Raw genomic sequence first — 25,827 nt, 5'->3', positions numbered from 1 at the left:
ACATAACGTGATTACATATTAGTTGCATGTTTTTTAATTTTGAAATAAAATGAATTCTTAAACAGGAGGAGATATGATGAAACAACATAGAAAACACTTATTTCTATTATCTATCACACTACTATTAGGTGTGCTATTTAACTTTGCAGCCCCACAAAAAGCAGCTGCTGAAACAACTAAAAAATACATTATCGGGACGGACGTAACCTTTGCCCCCTTTGAATTCCAAGATAAAAAAGGTGATTTTGTAGGAATTGACATGGATTTGTTAAAAGCCATTGGAAAAGATCAAGGTTTTGAGGTTGAAATCAAACCCCTTGGCTTCAATGCTGCAGTTCAAGCTCTTGAAACGGATCAAGTTGACGGTGTTATTGCAGGAATGAGCATTACCGATGAGCGTAAACAAAAATTCGACTTCTCAGACCCTTACTTTGAAAGTGGCGTCGTAATGGCGGTCGCAGATACAAACGATACCATAAAAGGCTACGACGACTTAAAAGGCAAAACAGTAGCTGTTAAAACAGGAACTCAGGGCGCTGAATTTGCTCAATCGATTAAAGATAAATATGGTTTTAAAGTGACGACCTTTGATGATTCTTCTAATATGTACGAAGACGTTAAAGCTGGAAATTCTGATGCTGCTTTTGAAGATTATCCAGTAATGGCTTATGCGATTACTCAAAATGTACCTTTAAAATTAGTAACAGATAAAGAAAAAGGCGGCCAATATGGCTTTGCTGTTAATAAAGGCAAAAATCAAGAATTGTTAAAAATGTTCAATGATGGCTTAACGAATCTTAAAAACAATGGCGAGTATGAAAAAATTCAAAATCGTTATTTAGGCGAAGCTGACAAGAAAGTTGAAAAAACAAGCACGTTAGCATTAGCAAAAGAAAATGCTGGTCAATTAATGGCTGGACTTGGTAAAACATTATTGATTACCTTGATTTCAATTGCGATTGCTTCTGTTTTAGGCATTCTTTTTGGCTTACTAAGTGTGACACCAAGTAAAATTTTACGTGGGATTGCAATGATCTATGTTGATATCATGCGTGGCGTACCGATGATTGTATTTGCATTCTTCGTCTACTTTACCATTCCACAAATGCTAGGAATCAAAATGCCTGCTACGTTAGCTGCGATTATTATTTTAAGCTTAAATGCCGGTGCTTACATTGCCGAACTTGTTCGTGGTGGTATCAATGCAGTTGACAATGGTCAATTAGAGGCTGCTAGAAGTCTCGGATTGCCTTATGGAAAATCAATGAGTAAAATTATCTTGCCTCAAGCAGTTAAAATTATGATCCCTTCATTTATCAATCAATTTGTTATTACACTAAAAGATACATCAATTTTATCCATTATCGGATTAGTAGAATTAACACAAACCGGTAAAATCATTATCGCTAGAACCTACGATTCAAATATGTGGTTTATCATTGGCTTAATGTATATTATCGTGATTACGTTCCTAACAAAAGTATCCAATCGTCTTGAAAGGAGAATCAACAATGGTTAAATTAAAAGTTGAAAATTTAAAGAAAAGCTATGGCAGTCTAGAAGTCTTAAAGGGCTTGGATTTAGAAATTCAAGAAGGCGAAGTTGTCTGTATGATTGGCCCATCTGGTTCTGGTAAGAGTACTTTCTTACGTTGTATGAATCACTTGGAAGAAATTAATGGTGGAACGGTGATTGTAGATGATTACGATTTAACGGACCCAACTATTGACATCAATCAAGTTCGTCAAAATATCGGGATGGTTTTCCAACATTTTAATCTTTTTCCACATTTAACTATTTTAGAAAATATCACATTAGCTCCAATTGAACTAAAAAAAGAAACAAAAGATTCTGCAAAAAAACGTGCTTTAAGTTTGTTAGAAACGGTTGGTCTAAAAGATAAAGCCAATGCATATCCTAAATCCCTCTCAGGTGGTCAAAAACAGCGTGTCGCGATTGCAAGAGCTTTAGCTATGTCTCCAGACATCATGCTCTTTGATGAGCCCACAAGCGCTCTCGACCCTGAAATGGTTGGGGATGTTTTAGAAGTTATGCAAACTTTAGCTAAACAAGGAATGACCATGATTGTCGTAACGCATGAGATGGGCTTTGCTAAAGAAGTGGCCGATCGTGTTATTTTTATGGATGGCGGTTATATTGTCGAAGAAGGAACACCTACTGAAGTCTTCGATCATCCTAAAAATGAGCGAACTAAAAATTTCTTAGAAAAAGTTCTATAAAAAATAACCAAACTACGTTTAAGCGTAGTTTGGTTATTTTTTTGCTAGTCCTCAGCTGCTAAAAAGTGAGCACAAACGGCTCCTATTAAATAAATGCCTGCCATACTCCAAACAAAGCCTGCAGTATCAAACAAGCTTAACAACACGCCCGTCACCCCATATCCAACAAACTGACTTAGCCCACCGGCTAAATTATGGATCGACATTGCCGCTCCTGTTTCTTCAGGTGCCAACGCTACAAAAATAGCTGAAATAGGTGTAAAAGCTGCTAATGCCGCACCGAATAACGCTGCTACACCAAACATTGCTATTAAATTAGGACCATATAAATACGGAACATAATAAAATAAAACACAGGCAAGAGCCATTCCGACACAACCAAACCATTCCACCACTCGATGCCACGGCAAATGATTGGCAACCATTCCCCAAATCAAATTAAATGCAATATTAACTAAATACATTAACCCCCAGATTTGAAGCCATTCTGACATTGTAAAGCCAATTTTATGACTTGTTAAAAAAAGAGGCATCGCAATAACGTAGCCATTTGCTGCCAATTGATTAATCATTTTTACGATGGCTGCTAAAAAGATTTTTGGCTTGCGAAATAGAATGGTTATGCTATCTTTAAAAGGTTCTTTTGACTCTTCTTCTATTTGACAATGATCAAAAGTCCTCACATTTTTTAAACCAAATACACTAATCAAACCGCCTAGCCCAACAAAAAGAACCGCCAACCAAAGTGTTCCAATATAACCAACCTTTGGAATCGTAAAGCTAGGCAAATAGGAACCAAATACACCTAATCCCAATGAATAGGCAAACCAAAACCCTCCCATTGCTCCTGGCAATTGCTTCATCGGAGTAGTTTGAGTAATCAGGCTAATAAACGCATAGACAAATAATGGGAAACTAAACCCTCGTAGTCCGTACATCAAGACAATCATTAAGTAATTTTCTGGAATAATCCCGAATAAAATAAATCCAATTTGAAAAACCAACCATGTAATCGTTCCAAACACCATAATTTTTTTGGCACCAAACAACTCTGCTAAAATAGCAGAAAGCCACGCAGAAATTGCAACAGCTACTCCATAAATTGTAAAAATGAACGCTGCTTGATTTGCTAAAAAACCCATTTCAATCAATTGTTTTGAAAGAAATGCCTGCTCTAATCCACTTCCAATCATAAATATCGCAATTGCAACATAGCCCCACATTAATTGACGAGAAATCCCCAATAAAAAGGCTTTATGTACTTCATTATTATTCTTCATTTTAGACTCCTTTTATATAAAATTACCTTATCTATTTTAACACTATTCATCATTAGGTTCATTTGAATTTTTTAATCTAAAACAAATAAAGAGCAAATCCTTTGATGGATTTGCTCTTTATTTGTTTATTATAATTTTGAACTACTAAACAAAAACCAATTATTATAAGTATTGTAATCTACATATCCAACTAAGATACCTTCATAAACATACTTATTACCTAATTTGACTTGATTTTGTTCATATTCTTTTTGAACGGTAGTTGCAATGGTTTGATAAAAAGCATCGATATCTTCAATTTCACCAAATTTTGCTTCCCAACGTTCTAAAAAGGCTTCTTCATCTTGTTCTTTATAAAACTCGATATCTACCATATACAGGACACCTTTTTTATTTAGTCTAAAATTTTAACAGTAACGGTTCTACGTCCCCATTGTAAACATTGCGCTACGCTTGAGAAGTGAACATCAATTTTATTTCCTTTGATCGCGCCACCAGTATCTCCTGCAATTGCTGTGCCATAACCAGAAACTTCAACACGTGAACCTAATGGAATCACACGAGGATCAACTGCAATAACCATTGGGTTTTGACGTAGATCAATTCCTAAAGCCGTATAAAAACTTGATGCACTTTCTGCAACTGAGTAAGCAGTTGATTCAACAATAACGGTTTTCCCTGAAGATGCACCGCCACCCGTTGATGGAGTTGGAGCATTCGGTGTTGCTGGAGTGGCAACAGGTGTAGTATCTGCAGCTGGAACAGCAACAGCTTTTGTTTCTGCCGCTTGTTTAGCCGCTGCTTCAGCTGCTTGTTTAGCAGAAGCTTCATCGTCTACACGTTTTTGTTCTGATTGTTTTTGTTTATCCAATTCATCTAAAGCCGCTTTGTTATCGTCCATTGTTTTTTGTAGACTTACCATTTTGGTGTTTAGTTCTTTAGATTGTTTATCGACAGCTACTGTTTTCTCTTCAAGAGCAACTGCGTCTGTTTTTAATTTAGATTCTAATTTTGCTAGTTCTTCTTTTTCTTTAACTGCTAATTCTAATTTATCGTTATCAGCTGATTGTAACGTTCCAACCATGATTGCACGATTGAAGAAATCTGTTACACTTTCAGATTCCATCATAACTAAAACCATATTTTTATTCACTTCAGACGTTTGAAGAGTTTGCAAACGTTTCTTAGCTTGCTCGATTCGTTCATCTACACTTGCTTGTTTTTCTTTGATTTGAGTAGCTGTTGTTGATAAGCTTGCTTTTTTATCTGCAATTTGTGTATTTAAATCTTCAATTTCTTTATTTTTTTCATTTAGAGAAACCAATGTTTCGCTGATTTGGCTATCTACTGCTGCCATGCTACTTTGTTTTGCTTGTTGCTCTTTTGAAATTTCATCAAGAGAAGCTGCATGACCTACGCTTGCAATTAAGTTAATGCTGATGAATGCAATTATCATACTTGCAACCAGTTTTCTTATCTTCACAGAGTGACAACACCTTTCAGTTTTCATAATTCTTGTTTTCCTTTTTGCTCTCACAATTATAACGAATATTGAGCAACGATATATTTCACAAAGGTTACTTTTTGTTACAAACAAATTTTAAGGTATACTGAAAATGTAACAAAAGATATTAGGAGGAATTAAAATGAAGAAAAAAGCTTATTTTGCGAGTCCTTTATTTTCTGAAATGGAATTGCTTTACAATGAACAACTTGTAAAAAAAATACGGACCAATTATCCTGAACTAGAAATTTATGTACCACAAGAGCAAATGGAAATTAATGATAAAAATGCCTATGCAGATTCCATGCAAATTGCAAAATACGACACAAACGCTTTATTGTCAAGTGATTTCATGATTGCAATAATGGATGGAGCTATTATTGATGTGGGGGTTGCTACTGAAATTGGCGTTGCTTATCAAGCAGGAATCCCCATTTTAGGTTTGTATACCGATTCTAGACAATTAGGTGCTACCAATCAAAAAAAACTAGCAGCTTTACAAATTGTTGGAGAATCTCAATTTTCTTATATGAATCTGTATACCGTTGGTTTAGTGAAATTAAATGGCGAGATTTTCTCAAATTCAGAGCAATTAATTAAAAAAATTCGTGAATTTTAGACGAAAACGATGAAATATTACACAAAAATGACGGTTTGTAATCTTTTTTTGTAATAAAAACTTCCAATTATCTGATTTAATTGGAAGTTTTTTTCGTAGGCTTTTTTTGATTTTGCAATTCTTTTATTTCTTTAAAATATTTAATTTCAGGCATATTGATTTTTCTATATGAATTTAACATTCTTTTTTGATTGAAGCGTAAATGATTGGTACTTAATTTTTGCTTTGCTTCTACTTTTAATTCGGAAATCCCCTCGCTAATTTCGGCTTTTTTAGATTCTAATTCTTCACTTATTTTAGCGACTTCTTTTTGGAACGCATTCATACTCGCTACTGAATAACAAAAATCAATAAATAAGAGTCCAAATAAAATCAATGGCAAGCTATTTCCAAAGTCAGTTATTAAATAATTGACTATTTTCATCACCAGCGGTTGAATCCACTTAACAATTACTACACAACCTAAGCCCCAAAATAACGAGATAGGAATAGCTACCCGTCCATTAATATTAAATGGAACGTCTTTATAATCCCACCAAGTCGTATGAAAAATTTTCTCTAGCCCATAACTTGTCACATACTCCAACACGGTAACAACAATAGCTGACATAACATATAAAAAAATAATATTTTTCTGATAAGGTTCAATAAAATACAAAACAGCTAACACACCAAAACCGTATATTGGACAGTAGGGGCCAATTAAAAAACCTCGATAAACAAATTTCCTAGCTTTTAAAGAACAATAAACCGTCTCCCATAACCAGCCAATTACGGCATAAACAAAAAATAAAAGCATTATTTGTGGAAAAGAAACTGCCATATTTTCACTCCTTCAAACTATTTTTAACTTCATCATACTACTTTGTGATTTTTTTATCAATTTCAACCTTTTAGCATCGTTTTCTTTTATGATATACTTTAGAGATAAAATGCTATATATATGAAAGGAAGTTTAATAATTTGATTGCATTATTAAAATACGCCAAAAAATATCGTGTTCAAATGGTGATTGGCCCCATTTTCAAATTGATTGAAGCCATTTTTGAATTGTTTCTTCCATTGTTAATGGCTAAATTGATTGATAACGGAATCAATAAAGGGGACACTGTCTATATTTATAAAATGGGAGGCTTAATGCTTTTGATGTCAGTCATTGGGTTAATCTCTGTTTTTATTTGCCAATATTCGGCTTCTATTGCTTCACAGGGATTTGGAACCGAATTACGAAGTACTTTGATGAAGAAAATTAATTCTTTTTCTCATGCTGAAATTGACGCCTTTGGAACATCTACTTTAATTACTCGTGCTACAAATGACATTAATCAAATGCAGTTGGCTTTAGCTATGCTAATTCGGCTAGTAATTCGTGCCCCATTTCTATGTATTGGTTCGATTATTATGGCGATTTATGTTAATCCTAAGCTCGCTTTAGTTTTTGCTATTTTATTGCCCTTATTTTGCGTTATCTTGTATTTTATTATGGCTAAAACGATTCCTTTATATCGCCGTGTGCAAAAAAAAGTGGATCGCTTAGCTCAAGTAGTTGGTGAAAATTTAAGTGGTGTTCGGGTGATTCGTGCCTTTGCTAAAAGTAATGCAGAAAAAAAACGTGCCCATGATGTTAGTGATGATTTAGCTAAAGCTTATATTCGAGTAGGAAACTTATCTGCTTTAATGACGCCCGCAACTTCCTTGATTATGAATACTGGAATTATTGTGATTTTGTACGCAGGGGGATTCCAAGTAAATAGTGGCAATATGAGCCAAGGAGACGTACTGGCGTTGATTAACTATATCACTCAAATGTTGTTAGCGTTAATTATTGTTGCAAATTTAGTCGTCCTTTTTACCAAAGCTTCTGCTTCTGCGCAAAGGATTAACGAAGTACTGGATACTCCTATTACAGTTACTGACCCTTCTCAACCTAAATTATTTCCTAATAAACTACATGCGAAACATTCTTATGCAGTGCGTTTTAAAAATGTTGATTTTACGTATCAACAGGATGCTGGAAACGCGTTAACTGCTATTAAATTTGATTTGTTAAAAGGTAAGGTCTTAGGTATTACAGGTCCTACCGGTAGTGGTAAAAGCACACTTATCAATTTGATTCCTCGCTTTTACAATGCTACTAGTGGGGGTGTCTATGTTTACGGTTTGCCAGTCTCAGAATTTTCTCTCGAATCTTTAAGAAAGCAAGTCGGCATCGTTCCACAAAACAGCAGCTTATTTACTGGATCAATTGCTGAAAACCTTCGTTGGGGGAAAGCAGATGCCACAGATGAAGATATTCAAGAAGCATTAGAAATCGCACAAAGCGCAGATTTCGTCAATCAATTACCAGAAGGAATCCACTCTCCTGTTTTTGAAGGAGGAAAGAATTTTTCAGGTGGACAACGTCAGCGGTTGACCATTGCTCGGGCCTTAATTGCTAAACCAGCTATTTTAATCTTAGATGATTCTTTAAGCGCATTGGATTATCAAACCGATTTGAATTTAAGACAAGCCTTGCGTCAACGTTTAAACGACACTACCTTGGTTATTGTGTCGCAACGAATTAGTTCCATTCAATCTGCTGATGAAATTTTAGTCTTAAATGATGGAAAAATGGCAGCAAAAGGAACACACCAAGACTTATTAGCCCATTCTCAAATGTATCAAGACTTCTATTATTCTCAAAATGAAGCCAACGGAGGTGCTGATAATGCTTAAAAAAATAAAAACAACTGATATCAAACGTGTCTTGCCTTATTTACTCCATTATCGTAGCTCAATCAGCTGGGCACTCCTTTGTGGATTAATCGGAGGAGTCGCTTCCGTTAGTGCAACTTATTATACTGGAAAGGCGATTGATGCAATTGTCGGAAAGGGGCAAGTTCTTTTTTCTGATTTATTTCACGTCTTATTGCTACTTGGTCTAGCTTTCCTACTAGCTACTATTACACAATGGCTGATTATTTATTTTTCAAACCAAGTCGCTTATCGTGCTGTAAAGGACTTACGTATTGCAACCTTTGATAAAATCACAAAATTACCCTTAAGCTTTTTTGACAACACGCCTCATGGCAATGTCATCAGTCGTTTTACAAATGATTTGGATAGTATCTCAGATGCCGTAAGCATCACATTGAATAATCTCTTTTCAGGCGTTGTAATTGTCTTTGTTTCTCTTGGCTTTATGCTTTATCTAAGCCCTATTTTAACGCTAATCGTTTTAGTTACTACTCCATTAATCTTTTTAATTGCCTGGATTGTGGCTTTTCTTTCTCAAAAAAACTTTACGAAGCAGCAGCAGATTGTTGGTGAGATTTCAGGATTTGTCTCTGAAATGGTTACGAATCAAAAAGTCGTTACTGCTTTTCATCATGAAGAGCAAGTCCAAGAAGAGTTCGAAAAAATTAATCATCGTTTATATACCTGGGGACAAAAAGCACAGTTTACTTCCTCAATTACAAATCCTTCTGCTCGTTTTGTTGACCATCTTTCTTATCTTTTAATTGGTGTAATAGGAGGTATTTTGGTAGTTAATGGAAATGGGGCCGTAACCGTTGGAACCGTTTCTAGCTTTGTTATCTATTCTTCTCAATTCTCAAAACCTTTTATTGAATTGTCTGGTATCACGACTCAGATTCAGACGGCCACAGCTGGACTACGCCGTGTCTTTGAAGTACTTGATAGCAAAGAAGAAATTCCAGATGAACCGAATGCATTGGAATTAGAAAACGTTCGTGGTGAAGTTCAATTTAATCATGTGGCTTTTTCCTACTCTCCTGATCGCCCTTTGATAAGAGACTTCAATCTAGCTGTGAGTCCAGGTGAAACAGTTGCTATTGTGGGACAAACCGGCGCTGGAAAATCCACCTTAGTTAATTTGTTGATGCGTTTTTATGAATTGAATAGCGGTTCGATTGAAATTGACGGTCAACCGATTACGCGTTACACAAAAGATAGTCTACGCCGTTCTTTTGGAATGGTTCTACAAGATACTTGGCTCTTTTCAGGAACCATCAAAGAGAATATTGCCTATGGAAATGCTACTGCTAGCGAAGAAGAAATTGTTCAAGCTGCTAAGTCTGCGCTTGCTCATTCTTTTATCATAAAATTGCCTCATGGTTATGATACAATTGTAGGAAATGGCGGGGTTTCAATTTCTGGCGGACAGCAACAATTACTAACTATTGCAAGATCCATGTTGAGCAATCCGCCAATGTTGATTTTAGATGAAGCTACTAGCTCTGTTGATACGCTAACCGAACAAAAAATTCAAGAAGGTTTTCTTAGAATGATGAAGGGGCGTACGAGCTTTGTCATCGCCCATCGATTGTCAACCATTCAAGAAGCTGATTTGATTTTAGTAATGGAAAATGGGGACATTGTTGAAATGGGTGCCCACAAAGATCTGCTTCAACAGGATGGCCCTTATCATCAACTTTATGCTTCTCAATTTGAAAAATAGAAACTATTAAAAAAGAAAGATAACATTCATTCCAGCTAAAGGAATGAGTCTTATCTTTCTTTTTTAATAGTCCATTGATTCATTTTCATTTGTATTCAATAGCAACCCATCTAATTGGATTTCTATCGATGTTACCTCTTTAACATTATAAAAATTTTCAATAATCGCTTCTTGAATTTCATTAGTTGTAAATGCTATTGGAAAGACTAATAATTTATAAATTTTACGTTCTTTCAGTTCATTTGTCAGAAATTCAATCGCATATATAGATACCTCTTCCCAATATTTTTTATTAACTATCACTAAATATCCCCCATTCCACTCGCTTCTTCCCCATACAATAAATTTCCTGCTAAAACTGTATATAGTTCTTCTAAATAAAGCATATTAGGATCATCTCCACCAAAATCATTTCCCCCACTATTTAGCGTAAGTACTAATGTATTTTGATTTAATAATGGATCTACCTTATTGGTCACATTTTTAAATTGTTTTTTATTTTTATTTAATAATATTGGGACTTTTCCATTTGGTGGTGATGTCGAATAGGACCGTTTTGTACTTTCTTCTACTTTTTGATCTGGAGTGTAAACTGGCGGAACAGGCTCTACATTCACTGTTGGATTAAATGGATCTACTGGTTTTGTTTCAAATGCAGAGTTGTCAACCTCATATAAATAGCCACTCTCTTCTGCATGAGCAACAGTCGGAGTATCCAATACTAGTACTTTAAAGGAAAATAAACACCCAAATAATAAACACGTTTTAGTATACGGCGTTGGTTTAAAATAGTTCAAGTGGAATACCTCCTTTTTTTAGTGGCTTTTTGCCTTTTGCAGTTGCGATACATCTACCAAAGTTTGCCCAATCTCCTGCAGTTGGTGGCGCACTCCACACAATGACTTTCGTGTCTTGATGAAGCCCACTGATTGGATAATCACAAAGCAAAATATCAATATCTTCTGTTAATTGATGACTGATTTCAATGTTAATAAAATCAAACGTTTGAATGTTTCGATAAATAAATTGATTGTAATTTTTACCCAATGAGAAATCAATGCATACTTTTACAGGATATGAAAAAAAGGATGGTGGCAACACATTGATCAGCAAGAAAATATAATGATTGGATAAATAAACATCATTTTGATTAATCAAATAAAATTTTTTCGATTTCGATGCTTTTTGGATAAAATGGCGACAAAATTCTAATACCTCTGGGTAATTTTCTTCAATAAATCGTGCTCGGACTGGAACGTCTAGTTCTGTTTGTAAACAATTAAAATTTAAAACAGGGTAATGGATTTTTACCAGTTCATTAATTAATTCTTCCTTAAAAAAAGTTTCATCAAGATTTCCAAATTGTTTTTGAAACTCTGTGATAAAGAAGTTCGTTAAACTATCTAGTTCTTGATTTTCCAATTCAAGAGGAAACTCGTCTAGACTTTCAATAAATAATACCAGTAAATCAATTTCATTGTGACTTACTTTTTCATTAAATACTTCTTGATACGTTTCCTTCAAAATATCTTCAAAAGAATCACTTTCTAAACCCGTTATCGTAGCCGGTGCATTTTTTACAAATTGCTCATTTTCAATTCGGATTCGACAAATACTAATAAAATAAAGTAATTTGGTCGTACTTGTTTGAGTCATATAAATATCCATTTTAGTTTCAATCAATTTGATAAAACGCATAGTTTGTTCCTTTAATGTTGTCGAAAAAGGGTAATCGTCCATGCCATAGACTGAAGTATACAAGTTGTTTATATAGGTTCGAATCGCAATTTCATCTCCAACTAATTTAAATCGTGATGAAAGTTTTATTCCAAGTTTTTCAAGTTTGGCTTTAAGTTGATTTACTTTAGAGTAAACTTTTGTACGACTCGTGTAAAAGAGATCTGCATAATCATTGGAATTTGTAAACATGTCCTCAAACACATCCTGAATGATTTGGAATCCTAAAGATTCCTTTACATAAAGATTTTTCAATGTATCTGTAGAAAAACTGCTATTTTTTTTTAACTGAACAACTTGATTTAATTTTTGAATCTGAAGTTGTTCATCTAATTGATACTTAAGAATATCTTGTTTTAACTCTTCATAGGTATTCAATAAAATAAATTCAGACACACCCATTTTTTCTTTTAAATCTGAAATCGACACTTTTTGTTGGAAACTTTCTTCAATTGTATGAATTAAGAGTAGTTTACGGACATCTGTTTTAGATAAAAAACTATTCATCCCTCTCCACTCTCCTTTCATTACCTAATTTGTTTTTTATGTTATTTATAATGACTGAAAAGAAACCCCAATATTGCTTAAAATTGGAATTTCTTTACCTTATTATTTTTTGGGTATCTGGTCTTTTGACGGACGTTTTTTACGACGAACATTTTTTCTATTTCGTGCCGCTTCCAGTCTTCGACGCTCTTCTTGTTTTTTTCTGTTACGTCTTATAATAAAGAAAATTAAAAATAGTGCAATTAAAATCAATAAAATACCAATTAAAATATAAACCCATGTCCAATCTTTTTTAATTGAAACATCCTGACTATTGTATTTTTTCGCATCTGTTTCGCTAATTGTAAAATCTTTTGTGAAACTCCATTTTCCTTCTTTTGCTTGTGCATTTAATTTTAACGTGTATTTTCCCGCTTTTAATTTTTCTCCATTTAATGAGATTGGATAATTAAAATTAGAATTAGGTGCCATTTGCATGTTCTTTTTTGAACTTGTGTAAAGTGCTGTACTTTCATTTTTTTTCGTAATCGTTGCTTCTACATCTAGACTATTGATGTAATCAGATTTTACGTTATGCAAATTTGCATTGATTACGTTACGTGCATTCACTTGTGAAGGAACAACATCATTTAATTCTAATTTTGCTTCAACAGGTTGATCATTTTGGTTTAATAATAAGGCTACTACATAGGCATATTTATTTTGAATGGCTAGCCCTTGTGTATCTGACGAAGTATTCGAATCACTTTTAGAGGTATCTTTTTCTTTAATTGTGATACCTCCAGCTAATATACCATCAAAAGTACGATCTGGCATTTTAATTGTGATAGGCAATTTTATTTCTTGATTCGCTGGTATCGTAACTTCCGATGCAACGCTGACAATTTCTTTTAAATCAATTGGCAAGGTTGAATCTTTTTTGGCCTTTGTTGCTCCGTATTCTACAACGCCATTTAAATTGGTTGTTGCTGAATTCACGCTTGGTTCTACTGTTACGTCTTTCGTTGTGTCATTTCGTAATTTTAATTCAACGACTTGTTCACTTTTAGGGGCTACTCTTAAATCAAAAAAAGTTTTCGTTTTATCTCGCTGATTATCTGGAATAATGGATTCCACAGCAAAATTTAGTTCAGAAGCTTTTCCAATTATAGGAGCTTGACTTAAGGCACTCAAAAGCAGGCACATGCTTAAAAAAATCAGGCTTATTTTTCGTTTTGTCATAATAATAAACTCCTTCTTAGAAATGAACTGAAAAGCATCCACAATAAAGCGATGCTTTTCAACTTATTTCATGTTTGATTAATTTGTTGGAATATCAGCTAATGTCCAAGTTACTTCTGCTGCATATTCTTCTGCATATTTCGTTGTAGATCCTGGTACTGATAAGGTTACGCTTGTGTCTTTTGTTGTATCGTCACCAAAACGATAAACCCATGTTCCAGCTCCTTCATCTGCTTTAGCTGCCATAATCTCTTGACTTACCCCTTCACCGTCAGCATTTATTGATAAATTTAATTTTTGACCTGTTGCATTTAAAACAGAAGGTACTTTTGAAGTTGAAGCTGAAACGGCTTCACCATTTGCAATGGAAATTAAAGCGCCATCTAATTTATTTTTACTGGTTGCGGATGTTAATTGTGTTTCTTGCTTCACTTGAATAGTCCAGCCTTTTGCGCCACCACGTTTATCTGTTACTTGCAAGTAGTTAGGACGTAATGTTCCATCTGATAGCATTTGCGCTTTTGCATTGTAAACTTCATCTTTTGTTGTAATTTTTTGTTTATCAAAGCCAAATGAAGAAGCAAAATCAATACTTAATGGGCCAGCTGTTCCTGGATTTGGATCTGTTCCATCTGGATTAGTTGGAGTTACTTCACTACCTGGATTAGTTGGATCAGTTGGTGGTGTAACAGAAGTATCTTGTTCAAAGGTTACTTTCGCATTTGATTTATACGTGCCTGCTGTTGCTGCACTTACAACATTTCCTCCAATTGTTAAAGCTAATAAAGTTGCTGCGCTAAGTGTCATTATTTTTTTATTCATGTGTAAATCTCCCTTTTTTTAAATTTTTTTATTTTTATTTACTTGGTACGTCGCTCAATGTCCATGTTAAGTTTGTTGTATATTTAACAGCATCTTTTGGTGTTGTTCCTGGGATGGATAGCGTAATTGCTTTATTCTTCTTAACTGTTTCACCCTCCACTTGGGTATCTTCCAATGTTCCAAAAACATTTAACCAAGTTAATGCTCCTTGCCCTACTTTAGCACTCATTACTTCAGAAGCTGCTCCAGCTGAATCTAGAATCACGTCGCTAACTGTTGGTGCCACAACGTTTGTTGTATTGCTTACCGCTGCTCCCCCTGTTAAAGATAAAACTGAACCAGTCAACTCTTTATTGGTCGTTGTTTCATTTTTTAATTGACCTTCTTGTTTAACTGTCAATGTCCAACCACCGTTATTCCCACGGGTATCTGTAACTTGCACGTAATTAGCTCTTACAGTCCCATCTTTTAATTTTTGTGGTTCTGCAAAGTAAACGGCATCTTTATTCGTAATTTTATTGCTTCCAAAGCTTAAGCTTGAAGCGTAATCAATACTTAAGGGACCTGCTGTCCCTGGATCTGGATCAGTTCCATCTGGGTTAGTCGGTGTTACTTCCTTGCCTGGATTTTCTGGATCTGTTGGTGGAGTAACCGTATTATTTGGAACAAATTCTACTGACCCTTTTGACTGATAAGTTCCACCATCTGCAGCGTTTGCTACTGTTGAAAAGCTGACAGCTGTTGCTAATAACACCGTACTTGTCATTATTTTAGTTAATTTCATTTTTAAATCCCCCTATTTTGTTTTTTTGATACAATTGATAACTTCCCACAAAAACAATCATTCCTATTATAAAATAAGATGGTGTTGATTGTTCCCCTGTTTGCGGAAAATTTGTTCGGACTGTCTCTCTATTTTTTAATTCTTTTGTATCTGTTGATTGAGTCTCTTTTGGTTTTTCATATTCTCCGTAAAAGCTGATATCCCCAGTTGTAGTATGGCTCTTCTGACTTACCTCTGCACTAGCTTCCATAAATGAAGAGAAACTGAATAATGCAATCATCAAAAGAAGACATGTCCCTCTTTTTTTATTCATCGTTCCCCTCCTATGGTGTGTCTTGCAAGGTCCACTCGATTGAACCCGTATAGGATTCTGGATAAGTAGTTCCTGGCTTGATATCTAAAGCTAAACCATCGCCATTTGGCAGCCAATTATCTGTAATCGAGATGGGCTTGCTATCAGTATTTGTTTGTTGGTAAATAATAATTGAAGAGGTTCCCAATATAGCTTTTTGACCTTTATTCGTGTACTGAACAGCTGTAGGCAAAGTTTTATTACTTGTACTTGTTAATACTTGATCCATCTTCGCACTCAATGTCCATGATCCTTTGATTGAACGCGTATCTTGTACGGTTAAACTACCAGTTAGAGATTGTAGAGGATAGTTTTTATCAACAGCTGGTATCTTTAAGTTTTCACCAAAATCCAAATCTGTCGGTGCTGAAACAAAAGCTAATTTTCCATCTACAATTTCGGTTTTTGTCGTATTTGATTTGACCGGATTAGCTACCCAATTATTTGTATAGCTTCCACTAGCTTCGCCTACTGTTGTGATTGTACTTGCTAGTGGCGCATCCTCTTTAACTGTTGCTTGATAGCTCATCGATACATTCTCATTCCATGGAATTTGATCTGCTTCAGTAATTGTGGCATTTACAGATTTAGTAGAATCATCGTAAGATACCTGACCTACTGATGTTCCATCTGCTCTATTTAAAGAGAAGGTTCCAACATCGATTAATGCATCGTCAATTGGTACTGTAATCGTTAAGTCTTTATAGAATACACTTGGCGTCACACTCGTTAATTGACTGTCTAACACTGTTTTCACTTTAAGAACTTCTGTCAATGCCGCTTTTTCAGCAGAACTTCCATCCATCTTTGTAACAGTTTGAGTTAATTTGAAGCGATTTTGTTGATAAATGAACAGAACTTCTTGGGTCTGATCTTCAATAACCCCTGTTGCATTTCCTTGGGTACGCACGTATAGATAACCATTTAAATCAATTGGTTTTTCATTGTAGCTATTTCCAATATCGTCTACAATCGTTTTATCTTCTGCAAGTTTATTGCCTTCTTCATCTTGGTAATGGAACACGACGGTTCCCGTTCCAGGTGTGACGTCAACTTGGATTTCTTTTTGAACATTGCCAAGCGTCAACATGACTGGGTATGTTCCTACTGCTTGTTTCATTTTAGAAGTATCAATTGTAAGAGCACTTAAATCAGTCAATTCGTTGCCCGTTGCTAATTCCCAAGCTTGCACGGCTGATTCTTTTTGAATAAAGGCTTTCAATTCTGCTTCTGTTTGTGGATATTGTGGCAGTTTAAAAGTGATATTATGGGCTTTTAACGCTGTTGTATCTGAAACAACCGTGTCTTCATCTTTAATGAAGATAGGTATTTTTATAGCTGTTTTATTTCCTGCTTTATCAGTTAGAATAACCTCATACATCGGTAATACGGGGCCAGATTGATTCATATCGGGTTGAGGAATCGTTCCAGCAGATACAGTTACTCCTGCTCCTGTTGTCCCATCTGATTTGTCTTTAATGTCTTTAACAAATTTTGTGACATCACTTGGAAATGCACTGCCTTTTTCTAAAACTTGGATAATCGCAGTGCCTTCAGGAGGTGTTACATCTTCTACCGTAACAGGAGCAGATACTTTGGTTTTAAAATCTAAATTGGCTGTTGCAGTTACTGAGGTGTATGGCTTGATAAACCCATCAGGAATCGGAATACTATATACCCCATCTGTTCCAGCATAACCTGTTAAAGTTTTTTTAACACCAACCTCAGTATAATCAATGTAGACTTTAGAATTTTTTGTCGCTGTACCAGTTATTGTACTCTGTGCATCTGTAATTGGATCTAATGTAACGTCTATAGTCCCTAATGAAATCACTTTTGCAGTTCCCAGATTGAAATCTGTTGCATTCATTCCTGCATTTGTCGAATTGATAACAGTTGAACTGCTTCCGTTCGTTGTAACATCTGTTACTACGTTTGACCGATCTGGCATGGACCAGCTAAACAATGGCAAATCATCACGATCACCAGTACCTGCAACTCTCCAGTAATTTACGATTGGTGCATTAATGTGCATTTTTCCAGAGGAATTTCCGGATCCTTGCCAAGCAAACATTTGTTGCGAGGTTTTATTGTAAAGTAAAACACTTAGTGGATCATCAAAGTTTAAGTTTGTTCCAGCGTAGGCACTTTCAAAGCGCGCAAAATTCCCACTTCCGCCAGTTGCTTTCATCACTAGTCGGGCACCCTTGGCTACATTTAAGTCTTCTGTTAAACGCAATACCGGTTGATCTCCACCTGTTTTTTCAAACTCGACATTTGCATTCTCTCCAACGTGTAAATATTGCCCTGGATTATTACGAAACAATCCGTTATTAGTTGTTATTTTAACGTTGGCGTTTTGTTCAATATCCATCTTAATTGGATTTGATCCGTCACGATAAAACATACCATTCCCTTTAGAATCAATTACAACATTTGAATTTGCTTTGACTGTAAAAGAGTTCTCTGACCCGCCTGATAATCCTAACCAAAACATACTGTCGGAATTTGATGTATGATTAATTGTGATATTACCATCCATAATAACGTTTCTTGCTTCAGCTACCTCTTGATTTGGTGCTGAGGTACTTTGAACACGAGCAATGTAAATACTTGTATCCCCTAAATACTTCGTGATTCCGTTAACATTATGCGTAATTTGTGGACCTTGATAATCAACATTTGTATAGGATAAACTTACTTCTCTTGTATTGTCTTGTACATTCAAAGGACCATAATAATTGCGTCCAATAATTTTCATATCCTCTAAACCATAATCTTTTGGATCTGAATTTCCATTGCTTACATAGATATTATCGGTTCCCCCACCAGTTCCATTATTTTCTGTTAGGGTGTGTATTTCTCCTGTTGAGGGATTTTTCCCAGAAATTCGTAAATAAGGCTTACCATTTGGAATTTGAATGCTTTGATTTAAATTGATATCATTCCCAAAATAAATCTGAGTAATACTTAAATCTTTGATTGCGGTACTTAACTCTGTTGCATTCGTAACAACTGACGTTCCAACTGCTAGAGCAGAGGTTTCCTGAGCCTTTTCTATGCTTCTGGCACTTACAACTGATGAGCTTGGTTCATCCGATGAAGTGGCCGATTCTTCGATTCCTACCGCTTGAATAGAAAGTATTTCTGATTCGTTTAGTTGATTATTTACACTTTTTTGAGCAGTTATTTCGTAATGTCCAATATTTTTTGAAATTAAAGAAATGGGCAGTTCTTTTTGCTCTGCTGCAATCCAATCAATTTCTATATTTCTTGAATTTGAATCAAATGAAATCGTTGCTACTTTTTTTCCATCGTTCAATTGATTTGTACCAACTTCGTCAAACTCAATCCCTAAGGGCAAATAAATAACTGTTTTTGATACTTGTTTAATAGGTTCCGTTGTTGTTACCTCAAGTTGTTCAGAATCCGTATCTACTGTTTTTTCACTTTCAAGATCCTCACTGTCACTCGTCGCATTTGTCGCACCAGTATCTGTAACATTCACGATAAAAGGACTATTAACAGTAACTTCATTTTTAGAAGTCGTTAGTTTCAACCCTGAATCTGCTAAAATTGAGATTTTTTGATTTTCTATACTGTAATAATAAATTCCGCCTAATAGGATAGTACCTACTATAAAAGGAACTCCTAACAATTTAATATAACGCTTTACTTTTTTTATGTTTTTCTTACTTCCCAATTTAAATTCCCCCTTCCTTATATATTTCAATATTTGTAAAATTAATTCCCCCTATTTATAAAGATATTTTGCAAAATAAATAAAATCTAACTTTTATTTTTTTAATAATTATTAATTTTTTCAGCTCGCTCTTAATAATAGTATCAAAAAAATAACAAAATAAAACAAATATGCGTTCATATTTCTTTGCTATATTTCCAATTTTTTGGTAAAAAATGGGCTAAATCCTATTGAAATAAACATTTACAAGTTTTATTGATAACGTTATTTAACTCGTTTTATTCTTCGCTAAATTAAAAAAATACCGTTAATCATTTCAAATTAAGACAAAAAAAATAGTTCCCCTTCAGGAACTATTTTTTTCATTTATTCATTAAGAATAGCTGTTACGTACTCTTATAAGTTACTTATTTGTAAAATGAATCACTGCATCTTTTAAAAATTGAGTGCCTCCTTGGCCAACTCGATTATCATAGTAAGAAACAAATCGTGGGTCTGCCAGGTACAGATTCACTAACCCTACATGGGCTTTAGTAGAATAGGTCGTCCATGTATAAGATAACCATTCTTTATGCATTCTAGCTAGTTTTTGTGACTCTATGCTGCTCACATTTTTTGTGTTCATCGCTTTTTTTAATTGTACAAAAATGGCTTCTTCTAACTCTTCAAAAGCTTGGAATTTTTCTTGATTCATGTTTAACATCTTTTGATTTGAGTCAATGACTTGATTTGTTCCATAAAGGGCTCTACTTTCTGTACCATATTGATCTTCATTTTTTCGAACCCGTTCTCTTTTCAACCCTTCAAATTTTTCTATATTCGTCATACTACCAGTCCCTTCTTTTGTCATAAGTGTTTTTTCAACAGTATCAATTAGCTTACTCAATTGTTGTTGCTGAATTAATAATGCTCGGTAATGGCTTCTTAATGTTTTTATCTCATCAAAATCAGGATTATCCATGATTGCTTTTATATCTTCTAAAGATAACCCCAATTTGCGGTAAACTAGGATTTGTTGCAGTCGATCTACTTCATTTTGAGCATAAATTCGGTACCCTGATGAATTGATTCGAGCTGGCTTCAATAACTTAATTTCATCATAAAATCGTAATGTTCGACTACTGATACCAGCTAATTCACTTATTTTTTTAATAGTATATTCCATTTTTCTCCTCCTAACTACATTTAAGATACACCCTTACGTAACGTTAAACTCAAGCACTTTAAAAAAATAGCCAAGAAATGAACATTTCTTGGCTACCAAATTTAAAAACGCAATTCATTTTTTTTAAAGATACTAATCATCCAGCCAAGTACTAAGCCGACTATTGCTGGCAGTACCCAGCCCATTCCAATATCAAATAACGGTAAGTAGGTCGTATAAAAAGATAAAATACCTTGTGCAATTCCCGTTTCTCTGATACTTTCAGGCATCGCATTTAATCCATCTGCAAAACTAACAAAAATGGTGAAAATTGTTGTTAAGACATAGACAATTTGGCGATTTTTAAACAGTGGTGAGAGCAATCCTAATAAAATCAAGGTAATTGCTAATGGGTATAAAAACATCAAGACAGGAATAGACAGCGTAATGATATTGGTTAAGCCGACATTTGCAATACCGCATGCTAATAGCGTAAAAGCTACAACAAACTGCTTATAACTTAGGAATTTAGGAAACATCTCATGGAACGTCTCTGAACAAGCAGAAATTAACCCAATCGCTGTTTTCAAGCACGCAACCGTTACAATAATAGCTAACAAAATACTGCCAAACGATCCAAAGTAATAGTCTGCAATTTGAGCCAAAGCTACACCGCCATTGTCTGACAGCTTAAATTTACCAACACTCATAGCTCCAATATACGTTAAACTTCCATAAATGATTCCCATTAAAATCAAACTAACTGTTCCCGATTTCAACGTATCAAGCGCGATATTCCGTGGATTGTGAACCCCCAAACCTTTGATTGTTTGAACAACAATGATTCCAAAAGCAAGAGATGCTAACGCATCCATGGTATTGTAACCTTCAGTAAATCCTTTAAAGAAAGGATTTGTTACATAAGCTCCATGAACATCAGCTGCTTGAATACTTCCCATCGGTTTGATAAAAGCCGTCACAATCAAAACCCCTAAAAAGACTAAAAATAATGGGTTTAAAATTTTCCCTACATACATCAAAATCTTAGTAGGTTTCATTGAAAAGATAAGTGCAACACCAAAGAAAAGAATTGTAAAAATAATTAATCCAAGTGAATGATAGCTTGATGAAATAAAAGGTGCAATCCCAATTTCGTAGGAAACTGTTCCAGTTCTTGGCAGTGCAAAGAATGGCCCTATTGTTAAATAAAGTAACACAGTCATACACATGCCATACAGTGGGTGTACCCGACTTGCTAAATCAAATAATCCATCACTCTTTGAAACTCCAATCGCTACAACACCTAGAAACGGCAACCCGATTCCAGTAATTAAAAACCCAAGTGTTGCAGGTCCAACATTGACTCCTGCTTCTTGCCCTAAATGCACTGGAAAAATTAAATTTCCAGCTCCAAAAAATAATCCAAACAACATTGATCCTATAAATATATAAGATGATAATGACAATCGTTTATCCATCCAAACTCTCCCTATTTCAGATTTAAAAAAATACTCTTAACCAATGGTAGCCTGTTTAAAAAAAAATCGCAAGTGAATTTGTAACTTTCCTCTTTTTTTAAGTCCTACTCTTTCAATCCCCTTTTTGCTATACTTACTATAAAGGAATCAAACGAAAGGGCGTGTTTTGGTGGCAAATATCAAAGATATTGCAAAAGCTGCAGGTGTTTCTTCAGCAACCGTGTCTCGTGTAATTAATCAAAATGGTTATGTGAGTGAAGAAACGCGAAAAAAAGTCGAGTTGGTTATCCAGCAATTAGATTATGTTCCAAACCTAAATGCCGTTTATTTAAAAAAAGGAGCTACAAAAACCCTTGGCATTGTTGCTCCTTATTTTTCAGATTCTTTAACTGTTTTTTTACGAGGTTTTACTCTTTCTGCCCAAAAAGAAGGATACAACGTCACTTTATTTATGACTGGTGACGATAAACAAAAAGAGCTAGATGCTTTTGAAATGCTTCGTCGCAAGCAATTAGATGGTCTTTTACTGCTGATTCGTTTAAATGATTGGAAACAATTAGAGCCTTTCACAAAATATGGTCCTATCGTGACTTGGCAACGTGTAGAGTCTGATCATATTCCTTCCGTCTTTATGAACCATTACGACGGTTATATGTTAGGCTTAGAGCATCTTTATGCCACTGGTTGCCGAAATATTGTGAATTTATATGGCAGTACAAGTGGCTTAAACACTAAAAGTCGCATGAAAGCCTATCTTGATTTTTGTGAAAAATATCATCTCAATCCTAATCTTCAACCTCAGTTTAAAGGATTGAATTCAAGCGAGGATGGAGAAAAAGTGGCCCATTGGTGGAAAGAACAATCCACTAAACCAGATGGCTTTGCAACAAGCTCTGACGCCGTTGCAGCTGGTTTAATTACCGAAGCCAAACGGCTAGGTGTGCGAGTTCCTGATGCTTTTTCAGTTGTTGGCTTTGATAATATTGAAATTGCCCGTCTCTTAGATATTACAACGATTGATTACCCCATTGAAAAACAAGCTCAAAATGCGTTTACTCTTATTTTCAATCAATTAACTCATCGTGAAAACCCATTAATACCATTAGATTTCCATTTAATCAAACGACATACAACAAAATAAAGCAGCGTGGCAAAAGTTCGCAACGCTGCTTTATTTTTTTACGTATATTCAGAAAATTTCTTTTCCAAAACAACTTGAATCACTGAAAATAAACTACATATTCCCCAGTAAATCAATGCGACTAAAATATACATTGTCATATAATCAAACTCTCGTCCACCAACAATTTTAGCTTGTTGAAAAATCTCCGGTACTGTAATCATCGCTGCTAATGAGGTTCCCTTAATCAAGTCCAATAAAACATTGCTTAGAGGTCCTACGGCTGTTCTTAGCGCTTGTGGAAGGATAATCTTACGCATAATGAAAAAATGCGTTAACCCTAATGCATAGGACGCTTCCCATTGCCCTTTATCGATACTATTTAAACAGGCTCTAAAAATCTCAGCAATATACGCTGAACTATTCAAACTAAAACCAATTAATGCTGCTGTAATCGCTGAAAATTGAATTCCAATGAAAGGCAACCCAAAATACAATAGAAATAAAAAAACAATCATGGGTGTTCCTCGCATAAAAGAAATGTAAAGCCTCGCGATAAAATTTAGCACTTTAATAGAAGACATTCGCATCAGCGCTAAAAAGAATCCCAAAATCAAGCCTACAATCATGCTAAAAACCGCAATGAACACCGTATAACCTAATCCTGTTAAAACAAAGGGTAAACTATCTAACGCTAATTCAGGATTAAAAATAGCTCTCCATTGAATGTCCCTCATGATTAAAACTCCTAGTCTACTTTTATTTCTTCTGTAATTTTAACATCTGTCTTTTTAGAAACATCTGCTCCGCCAAAATACTTCTCTGATAGTTTTGTCAGTGTCCCGTCTTTTTGCATTGCGCTTAATTGTTCATCTACTTTTGCTTTTAATTCTGTGTCATTCTTTTTCATCACTAACCCAATACTTGTTGGTTTGTAGTAAATTTCTGGAATCATCACTGGAATTTCAGGCATAGCTTCCACAGTCATTTTTTGTAAATAGTAGTCATTTAAGATCACATCCGTACGACCATTAGCCACATCTGATAAATATTGATCATTGGTCACATTATCATAAATAACCGGCTCTGCTCCATACTTTTTAGAAATATCCATGTAAACAGTCGTTGCTGCTCCAGCTGATTTTTTACCTTTTAAATCCTTTAATGAATGAATCCCAGATTGATCTGATTTACGTACAATCATACTGCCAAATGAATATTTGATTGGTTCTGAAAAATCAAATTTCTTCTCACGACTTTTTGTGATTTCAACATCACTTGCTGTAATATCCACTTGTCCATTATTAACTGCAGCAAACATTCCATCTGCTCCAATTTCAGAGTATTCCACTTTCAAGTTCAACCGTTTGCCCACTTCATTCATTGTATCAACAACATATCCTGTTAACTCATTTGTTTTTTTATCATGAAAAGAAGTTGGGTAAAGCGTTCCTGGAGTAGCTACTTTAAGTGTTCCAGCTTTTTCAATTTTCGCCCATTTCTTGGCACTTTCAGTATTTTGTGTTGCCTCTTCTTTATTTTTTGTTCCATTACAACCTGCTACTATAACTGCTAGCATAATCACTAAAGCAGCAATCCATTTTTGTTTTCTTTTATTCACTATCAAAACTCCTTTTTCTTTATTCGCGCCTGTTTTAATAGCGCTTTAAAGAATATAACAGCAGGTAGAAACTGTGTCAATTTGTAGTATGTTTTTGATAAATTTATTTATTTCTTATGTCTCTCTCAACTAGAGTTTATCAGGCTTTCCTTATTCTTTTAAAATACAATATTGTTTTTTTGAAACAAAAAAAGGATAGAGAATTCCTCTATCCTTTAATAACTCCGACTATAATCAACTACATTTTTTGGCAAACTCTCTTTTCCTATATATGCCGTCAAGTTTTCTAGAAAAATCGCTCCTAAACGTTTTTTAAAATGTTCTGCGATTCCACTAATATGAGGCGTAATCAATACCTCTGGCATCTTCCACAACGGAGAATCGCTTGCTAAAGGTTCTTCTTCAAAGACATCCAACCCTGCAAATGCAATATTGTTTGATTTAATCGCTTGGATCAAATCATTCGTTTTTACAGACGCACCTCGACCTACATTGATAAATAGCGTATGCTTTTTCATTTGATTAAAGAGTTTTTCGTTATAAAAACCATTTGTTTCATCTGTTAAAGGTAAACTATTAACCACGATATCTGTCTTAGGCAATTCTACCGTAATCTCCGTTTGCCTGATAACCGTATCCATATACTCAACTTGGCGTCCGCTACGATTAACCCCAATCGTCTCCATTCCAAAAGCTTTGGCAAGACGTCCTACTTCAAAACCAATCTTTCCAGTTCCTACAATCATAATAGTTTTTCCTTGTAATTCAATTAAACGAGTGACTTGTTCCCACATCGCATCTTTTTGGTCTTCACTTGCTTTTTTGATACCTCTTGTATAGAACAATAGCATCCCAAAAACAGATTCTGCTATTGGTATCCCGTGAATCCCACTACCGTTTGTTAAGGTAATATTGTGCTTTTGAAATAAGTCTAAATCTAAATAATCTACACCAGCCGAGCTTGCTTGTATCCATCTTAATTGAGGAAGTTTATTTTCTGAAATTAGCTCCGTTAGTTCTTTTTTCCAACCGTAAATAATCTCAACAACCGCTAACATTTCTTGAGGATCTTGAACGGTGATCAACTCGAACTCAGGAGCACGTTCTTTCATTTCGGAAAGTTGCTCTGCGGTAGTATCTTGTATCAGCCAAATGGCTTTTTTCATTCTAATCACTCCATTTCAACTTCTATTATCTCATGCCTTATTTTCAGTTGAAAGAGATATGATTTTATCA

The 25,827-nt window shown here is 34.9% G+C and carries 23 protein-coding genes; 6 read left to right on the top strand and 17 right to left on the bottom strand.

Features of this window, described 5'->3' with window-relative positions; genetic code table 11:
* Positions 1-76 precede the first annotated feature (76 nt).
* Both BR52_RS00335 and BR52_RS00330 read left to right on the top strand, forming a co-directional pair.
* The gene (locus BR52_RS00335) at positions 77-1,519 is read left to right on the top strand and encodes an amino acid ABC transporter substrate-binding protein/permease (RefSeq protein ID WP_034568213.1); all 1,443 of its coding nucleotides are present in this window, start codon (positions 77-79) and stop codon (positions 1,517-1,519) included.
* The gene (locus BR52_RS00330; protein WP_034568212.1) at positions 1,512-2,240 is read left to right on the top strand and encodes an amino acid ABC transporter ATP-binding protein; all 729 of its coding nucleotides are present in this window, start codon (positions 1,512-1,514) and stop codon (positions 2,238-2,240) included. The genes BR52_RS00335 and BR52_RS00330 overlap by 8 nt, the downstream gene beginning before the upstream one ends.
* 44 nt (positions 2,241-2,284) lie before the next feature.
* On the opposite strand, the gene BR52_RS00325 is transcribed toward BR52_RS00330, so the two are convergent.
* The 3 genes from BR52_RS00325 to BR52_RS13120 all read right to left on the bottom strand — a co-directional run bounded on the left by BR52_RS00325 (position 2,285) and on the right by BR52_RS13120 (position 5,003).
* Positions 2,285-3,520 (bottom strand): MFS transporter, encoded by a 1,236-nt coding sequence (locus BR52_RS00325; RefSeq protein WP_034568211.1) that lies wholly within the window; start codon positions 3,518-3,520, stop codon positions 2,285-2,287.
* A 128-nt stretch (positions 3,521-3,648) separates the two neighbouring features.
* Positions 3,649-3,894: a hypothetical protein gene (locus BR52_RS00320; RefSeq protein WP_034568210.1), complete on the bottom strand. Its 246-nt coding sequence runs from the start codon at positions 3,892-3,894 to the stop codon at positions 3,649-3,651.
* A gap of 20 nt (positions 3,895-3,914) precedes the next feature.
* Positions 3,915-5,003 carry a 3D domain-containing protein gene (locus tag BR52_RS13120; RefSeq protein WP_272947676.1) on the bottom strand — a complete coding sequence of 363 codons (1,089 nt, stop codon included), beginning with the start codon at positions 5,001-5,003 and terminating at the stop codon, positions 3,915-3,917.
* Between the two features lie 163 nt (positions 5,004-5,166).
* Here BR52_RS13120 and BR52_RS00310 point away from each other — a divergent pair, with 163 nt between their 5' ends.
* The gene (locus tag BR52_RS00310; protein ID WP_034568209.1) at positions 5,167-5,643 is read left to right on the top strand and encodes a nucleoside 2-deoxyribosyltransferase; all 477 of its coding nucleotides are present in this window, start codon (positions 5,167-5,169) and stop codon (positions 5,641-5,643) included.
* Between the two features lie 76 nt (positions 5,644-5,719).
* On the opposite strand, the gene BR52_RS00305 is transcribed toward BR52_RS00310, so the two are convergent.
* Entirely contained in the window at positions 5,720-6,466 is a 747-nt protein-coding gene (locus BR52_RS00305) for a putative ABC transporter permease (RefSeq protein WP_034568208.1), read from the bottom strand.
* 140 nt (positions 6,467-6,606) lie between these two features.
* On the opposite strand from BR52_RS00305, the gene BR52_RS00300 reads away from it, so the two are divergent.
* Together BR52_RS00300 and BR52_RS00295 are read left to right on the top strand one after the other, a co-directional pair.
* Positions 6,607-8,358 carry an ABC transporter ATP-binding protein gene (locus tag BR52_RS00300; protein WP_034568207.1) on the top strand — a complete coding sequence of 584 codons (1,752 nt, stop codon included), beginning with the start codon at positions 6,607-6,609 and terminating at the stop codon, positions 8,356-8,358.
* Positions 8,348-10,102: an ABC transporter ATP-binding protein gene (locus BR52_RS00295; protein WP_115588704.1), complete on the top strand. Its 1,755-nt coding sequence runs from the start codon at positions 8,348-8,350 to the stop codon at positions 10,100-10,102. The genes BR52_RS00300 and BR52_RS00295 overlap by 11 nt, the downstream gene beginning before the upstream one ends.
* 63 nt (positions 10,103-10,165) lie before the next feature.
* Here BR52_RS00295 and BR52_RS00290 read toward each other — a convergent pair whose 3' ends face one another.
* The 10 genes from BR52_RS00290 to brnQ form a co-directional block, all read right to left on the bottom strand.
* Positions 10,166-10,405, bottom strand: coding sequence for a hypothetical protein (locus tag BR52_RS00290; protein ID WP_034568205.1), 240 nt, complete (start codon positions 10,403-10,405; stop codon positions 10,166-10,168).
* The gene (locus BR52_RS00285) at positions 10,405-10,899 is read right to left on the bottom strand and encodes a hypothetical protein (RefSeq protein WP_034568204.1); all 495 of its coding nucleotides are present in this window, start codon (positions 10,897-10,899) and stop codon (positions 10,405-10,407) included. The genes BR52_RS00290 and BR52_RS00285 overlap by 1 nt, the downstream gene beginning before the upstream one ends.
* Positions 10,886-12,346, bottom strand: a complete 1,461-nt coding sequence (locus BR52_RS00280; RefSeq protein WP_034568203.1) for an AcpB/EbpR/MafR family transcriptional regulator — start codon at positions 12,344-12,346, stop codon at positions 10,886-10,888. The genes BR52_RS00285 and BR52_RS00280 overlap by 14 nt, the downstream gene beginning before the upstream one ends.
* Positions 12,347-12,448: 102 nt before the next feature.
* Complete coding sequence (locus tag BR52_RS00275) at positions 12,449-13,567, bottom strand: WxLIP family cell surface protein (protein ID WP_034568202.1); 1,119 nt, start codon at positions 13,565-13,567, stop codon at positions 12,449-12,451.
* A 78-nt stretch (positions 13,568-13,645) separates the two neighbouring features.
* On the bottom strand, positions 13,646-14,389 hold the full coding sequence (locus BR52_RS00270) for a WxL domain-containing protein (RefSeq protein ID WP_034568201.1): 744 nt from the start codon (positions 14,387-14,389) through the stop codon (positions 13,646-13,648).
* A 34-nt stretch (positions 14,390-14,423) separates the two neighbouring features.
* Complete coding sequence (locus BR52_RS00265; RefSeq protein WP_034568200.1) at positions 14,424-15,173, bottom strand: WxL domain-containing protein; 750 nt, start codon at positions 15,171-15,173, stop codon at positions 14,424-14,426.
* On the bottom strand, positions 15,160-15,486 hold the full coding sequence (locus tag BR52_RS00260; RefSeq protein ID WP_034568199.1) for an LPXTG cell wall anchor domain-containing protein: 327 nt from the start codon (positions 15,484-15,486) through the stop codon (positions 15,160-15,162). The genes BR52_RS00265 and BR52_RS00260 overlap by 14 nt, the downstream gene beginning before the upstream one ends.
* A gap of 10 nt (positions 15,487-15,496) precedes the next feature.
* Complete coding sequence (locus BR52_RS12470) at positions 15,497-19,228, bottom strand: MucBP domain-containing protein (RefSeq protein ID WP_051915575.1); 3,732 nt, start codon at positions 19,226-19,228, stop codon at positions 15,497-15,499.
* 403 nt (positions 19,229-19,631) lie between these two features.
* Positions 19,632-20,393 (bottom strand): MerR family transcriptional regulator, encoded by a 762-nt coding sequence (locus BR52_RS00250; protein ID WP_034568198.1) that lies wholly within the window; start codon positions 20,391-20,393, stop codon positions 19,632-19,634.
* Between the two features lie 101 nt (positions 20,394-20,494).
* On the bottom strand, positions 20,495-21,850 hold the full coding sequence (gene brnQ, locus BR52_RS00245; protein ID WP_034568197.1) for a branched-chain amino acid transport system II carrier protein: 1,356 nt from the start codon (positions 21,848-21,850) through the stop codon (positions 20,495-20,497).
* A gap of 169 nt (positions 21,851-22,019) precedes the next feature.
* Between brnQ and BR52_RS00240 the strand changes: the two genes are divergently transcribed.
* Positions 22,020-22,991 (top strand): LacI family DNA-binding transcriptional regulator, encoded by a 972-nt coding sequence (locus tag BR52_RS00240; RefSeq protein ID WP_034568196.1) that lies wholly within the window; start codon positions 22,020-22,022, stop codon positions 22,989-22,991.
* A gap of 38 nt (positions 22,992-23,029) precedes the next feature.
* Here BR52_RS00240 and BR52_RS00235 read toward each other — a convergent pair whose 3' ends face one another.
* The 3 genes from BR52_RS00235 to BR52_RS00225 all read right to left on the bottom strand — a co-directional run bounded on the left by BR52_RS00235 (position 23,030) and on the right by BR52_RS00225 (position 25,757).
* On the bottom strand, positions 23,030-23,707 hold the full coding sequence (locus BR52_RS00235; RefSeq protein ID WP_034568195.1) for an amino acid ABC transporter permease: 678 nt from the start codon (positions 23,705-23,707) through the stop codon (positions 23,030-23,032).
* A gap of 11 nt (positions 23,708-23,718) precedes the next feature.
* Complete coding sequence (locus tag BR52_RS00230) at positions 23,719-24,549, bottom strand: transporter substrate-binding domain-containing protein (RefSeq protein WP_051915728.1); 831 nt, start codon at positions 24,547-24,549, stop codon at positions 23,719-23,721.
* Between the two features lie 257 nt (positions 24,550-24,806).
* Positions 24,807-25,757, bottom strand: a complete 951-nt coding sequence (locus BR52_RS00225; RefSeq protein ID WP_034568193.1) for a phosphoglycerate dehydrogenase — start codon at positions 25,755-25,757, stop codon at positions 24,807-24,809.
* Between the last annotated feature and the right edge of the window lie 70 nt (positions 25,758-25,827).

The sequence above is a fragment of the Carnobacterium divergens DSM 20623 genome, from assembly GCF_000744255.1.
In the GTDB taxonomy this organism is placed as follows: Bacteria; Bacillota; Bacilli; order Lactobacillales; family Carnobacteriaceae; genus Carnobacterium; species Carnobacterium divergens.
This window is presented reverse-complemented; position numbering and strand designations above follow the sequence as displayed.

Bases quoted from the DNA above. Each gene is read 5' to 3' on its own strand.
- BR52_RS00335 (WP_034568213.1), top strand. From the start codon at position 77: ATGAAACAACATAGAAAACACTTATTTCTATTATCTATCACACTACTA.
- BR52_RS00330 (WP_034568212.1), top strand. From the start codon at position 1,512: ATGGTTAAATTAAAAGTTGAAAATTTAAAGAAAAGCTATGGCAGTCTA.
- BR52_RS00325 (WP_034568211.1), bottom strand. From the start codon at position 3,520: ATGAAGAATAATAATGAAGTACATAAAGCCTTTTTATTGGGGATTTCT.
- BR52_RS00320 (WP_034568210.1), bottom strand. From the start codon at position 3,894: ATGGTAGATATCGAGTTTTATAAAGAACAAGATGAAGAAGCCTTTTTA.
- BR52_RS00310 (WP_034568209.1), top strand. From the start codon at position 5,167: ATGAAGAAAAAAGCTTATTTTGCGAGTCCTTTATTTTCTGAAATGGAA.
- BR52_RS00305 (WP_034568208.1), bottom strand. From the start codon at position 6,466: ATGGCAGTTTCTTTTCCACAAATAATGCTTTTATTTTTTGTTTATGCC.
- BR52_RS00280 (WP_034568203.1), bottom strand. From the start codon at position 12,346: ATGAATAGTTTTTTATCTAAAACAGATGTCCGTAAACTACTCTTAATT.
- BR52_RS00275 (WP_034568202.1), bottom strand. From the start codon at position 13,567: ATGACAAAACGAAAAATAAGCCTGATTTTTTTAAGCATGTGCCTGCTT.
- BR52_RS00270 (WP_034568201.1), bottom strand. From the start codon at position 14,389: ATGAATAAAAAAATAATGACACTTAGCGCAGCAACTTTATTAGCTTTA.
- BR52_RS00265 (WP_034568200.1), bottom strand. From the start codon at position 15,173: ATGAAATTAACTAAAATAATGACAAGTACGGTGTTATTAGCAACAGCT.
- BR52_RS00260 (WP_034568199.1), bottom strand. From the start codon at position 15,486: ATGAATAAAAAAAGAGGGACATGTCTTCTTTTGATGATTGCATTATTC.
- BR52_RS00250 (WP_034568198.1), bottom strand. From the start codon at position 20,393: ATGGAATATACTATTAAAAAAATAAGTGAATTAGCTGGTATCAGTAGT.
- brnQ (WP_034568197.1), bottom strand. From the start codon at position 21,850: ATGGATAAACGATTGTCATTATCATCTTATATATTTATAGGATCAATG.
- BR52_RS00235 (WP_034568195.1), bottom strand. From the start codon at position 23,707: ATGAGGGACATTCAATGGAGAGCTATTTTTAATCCTGAATTAGCGTTA.
- BR52_RS00230 (WP_051915728.1), bottom strand. From the start codon at position 24,549: ATGCTAGCAGTTATAGTAGCAGGTTGTAATGGAACAAAAAATAAAGAA.
- BR52_RS00225 (WP_034568193.1), bottom strand. From the start codon at position 25,757: ATGAAAAAAGCCATTTGGCTGATACAAGATACTACCGCAGAGCAACTT.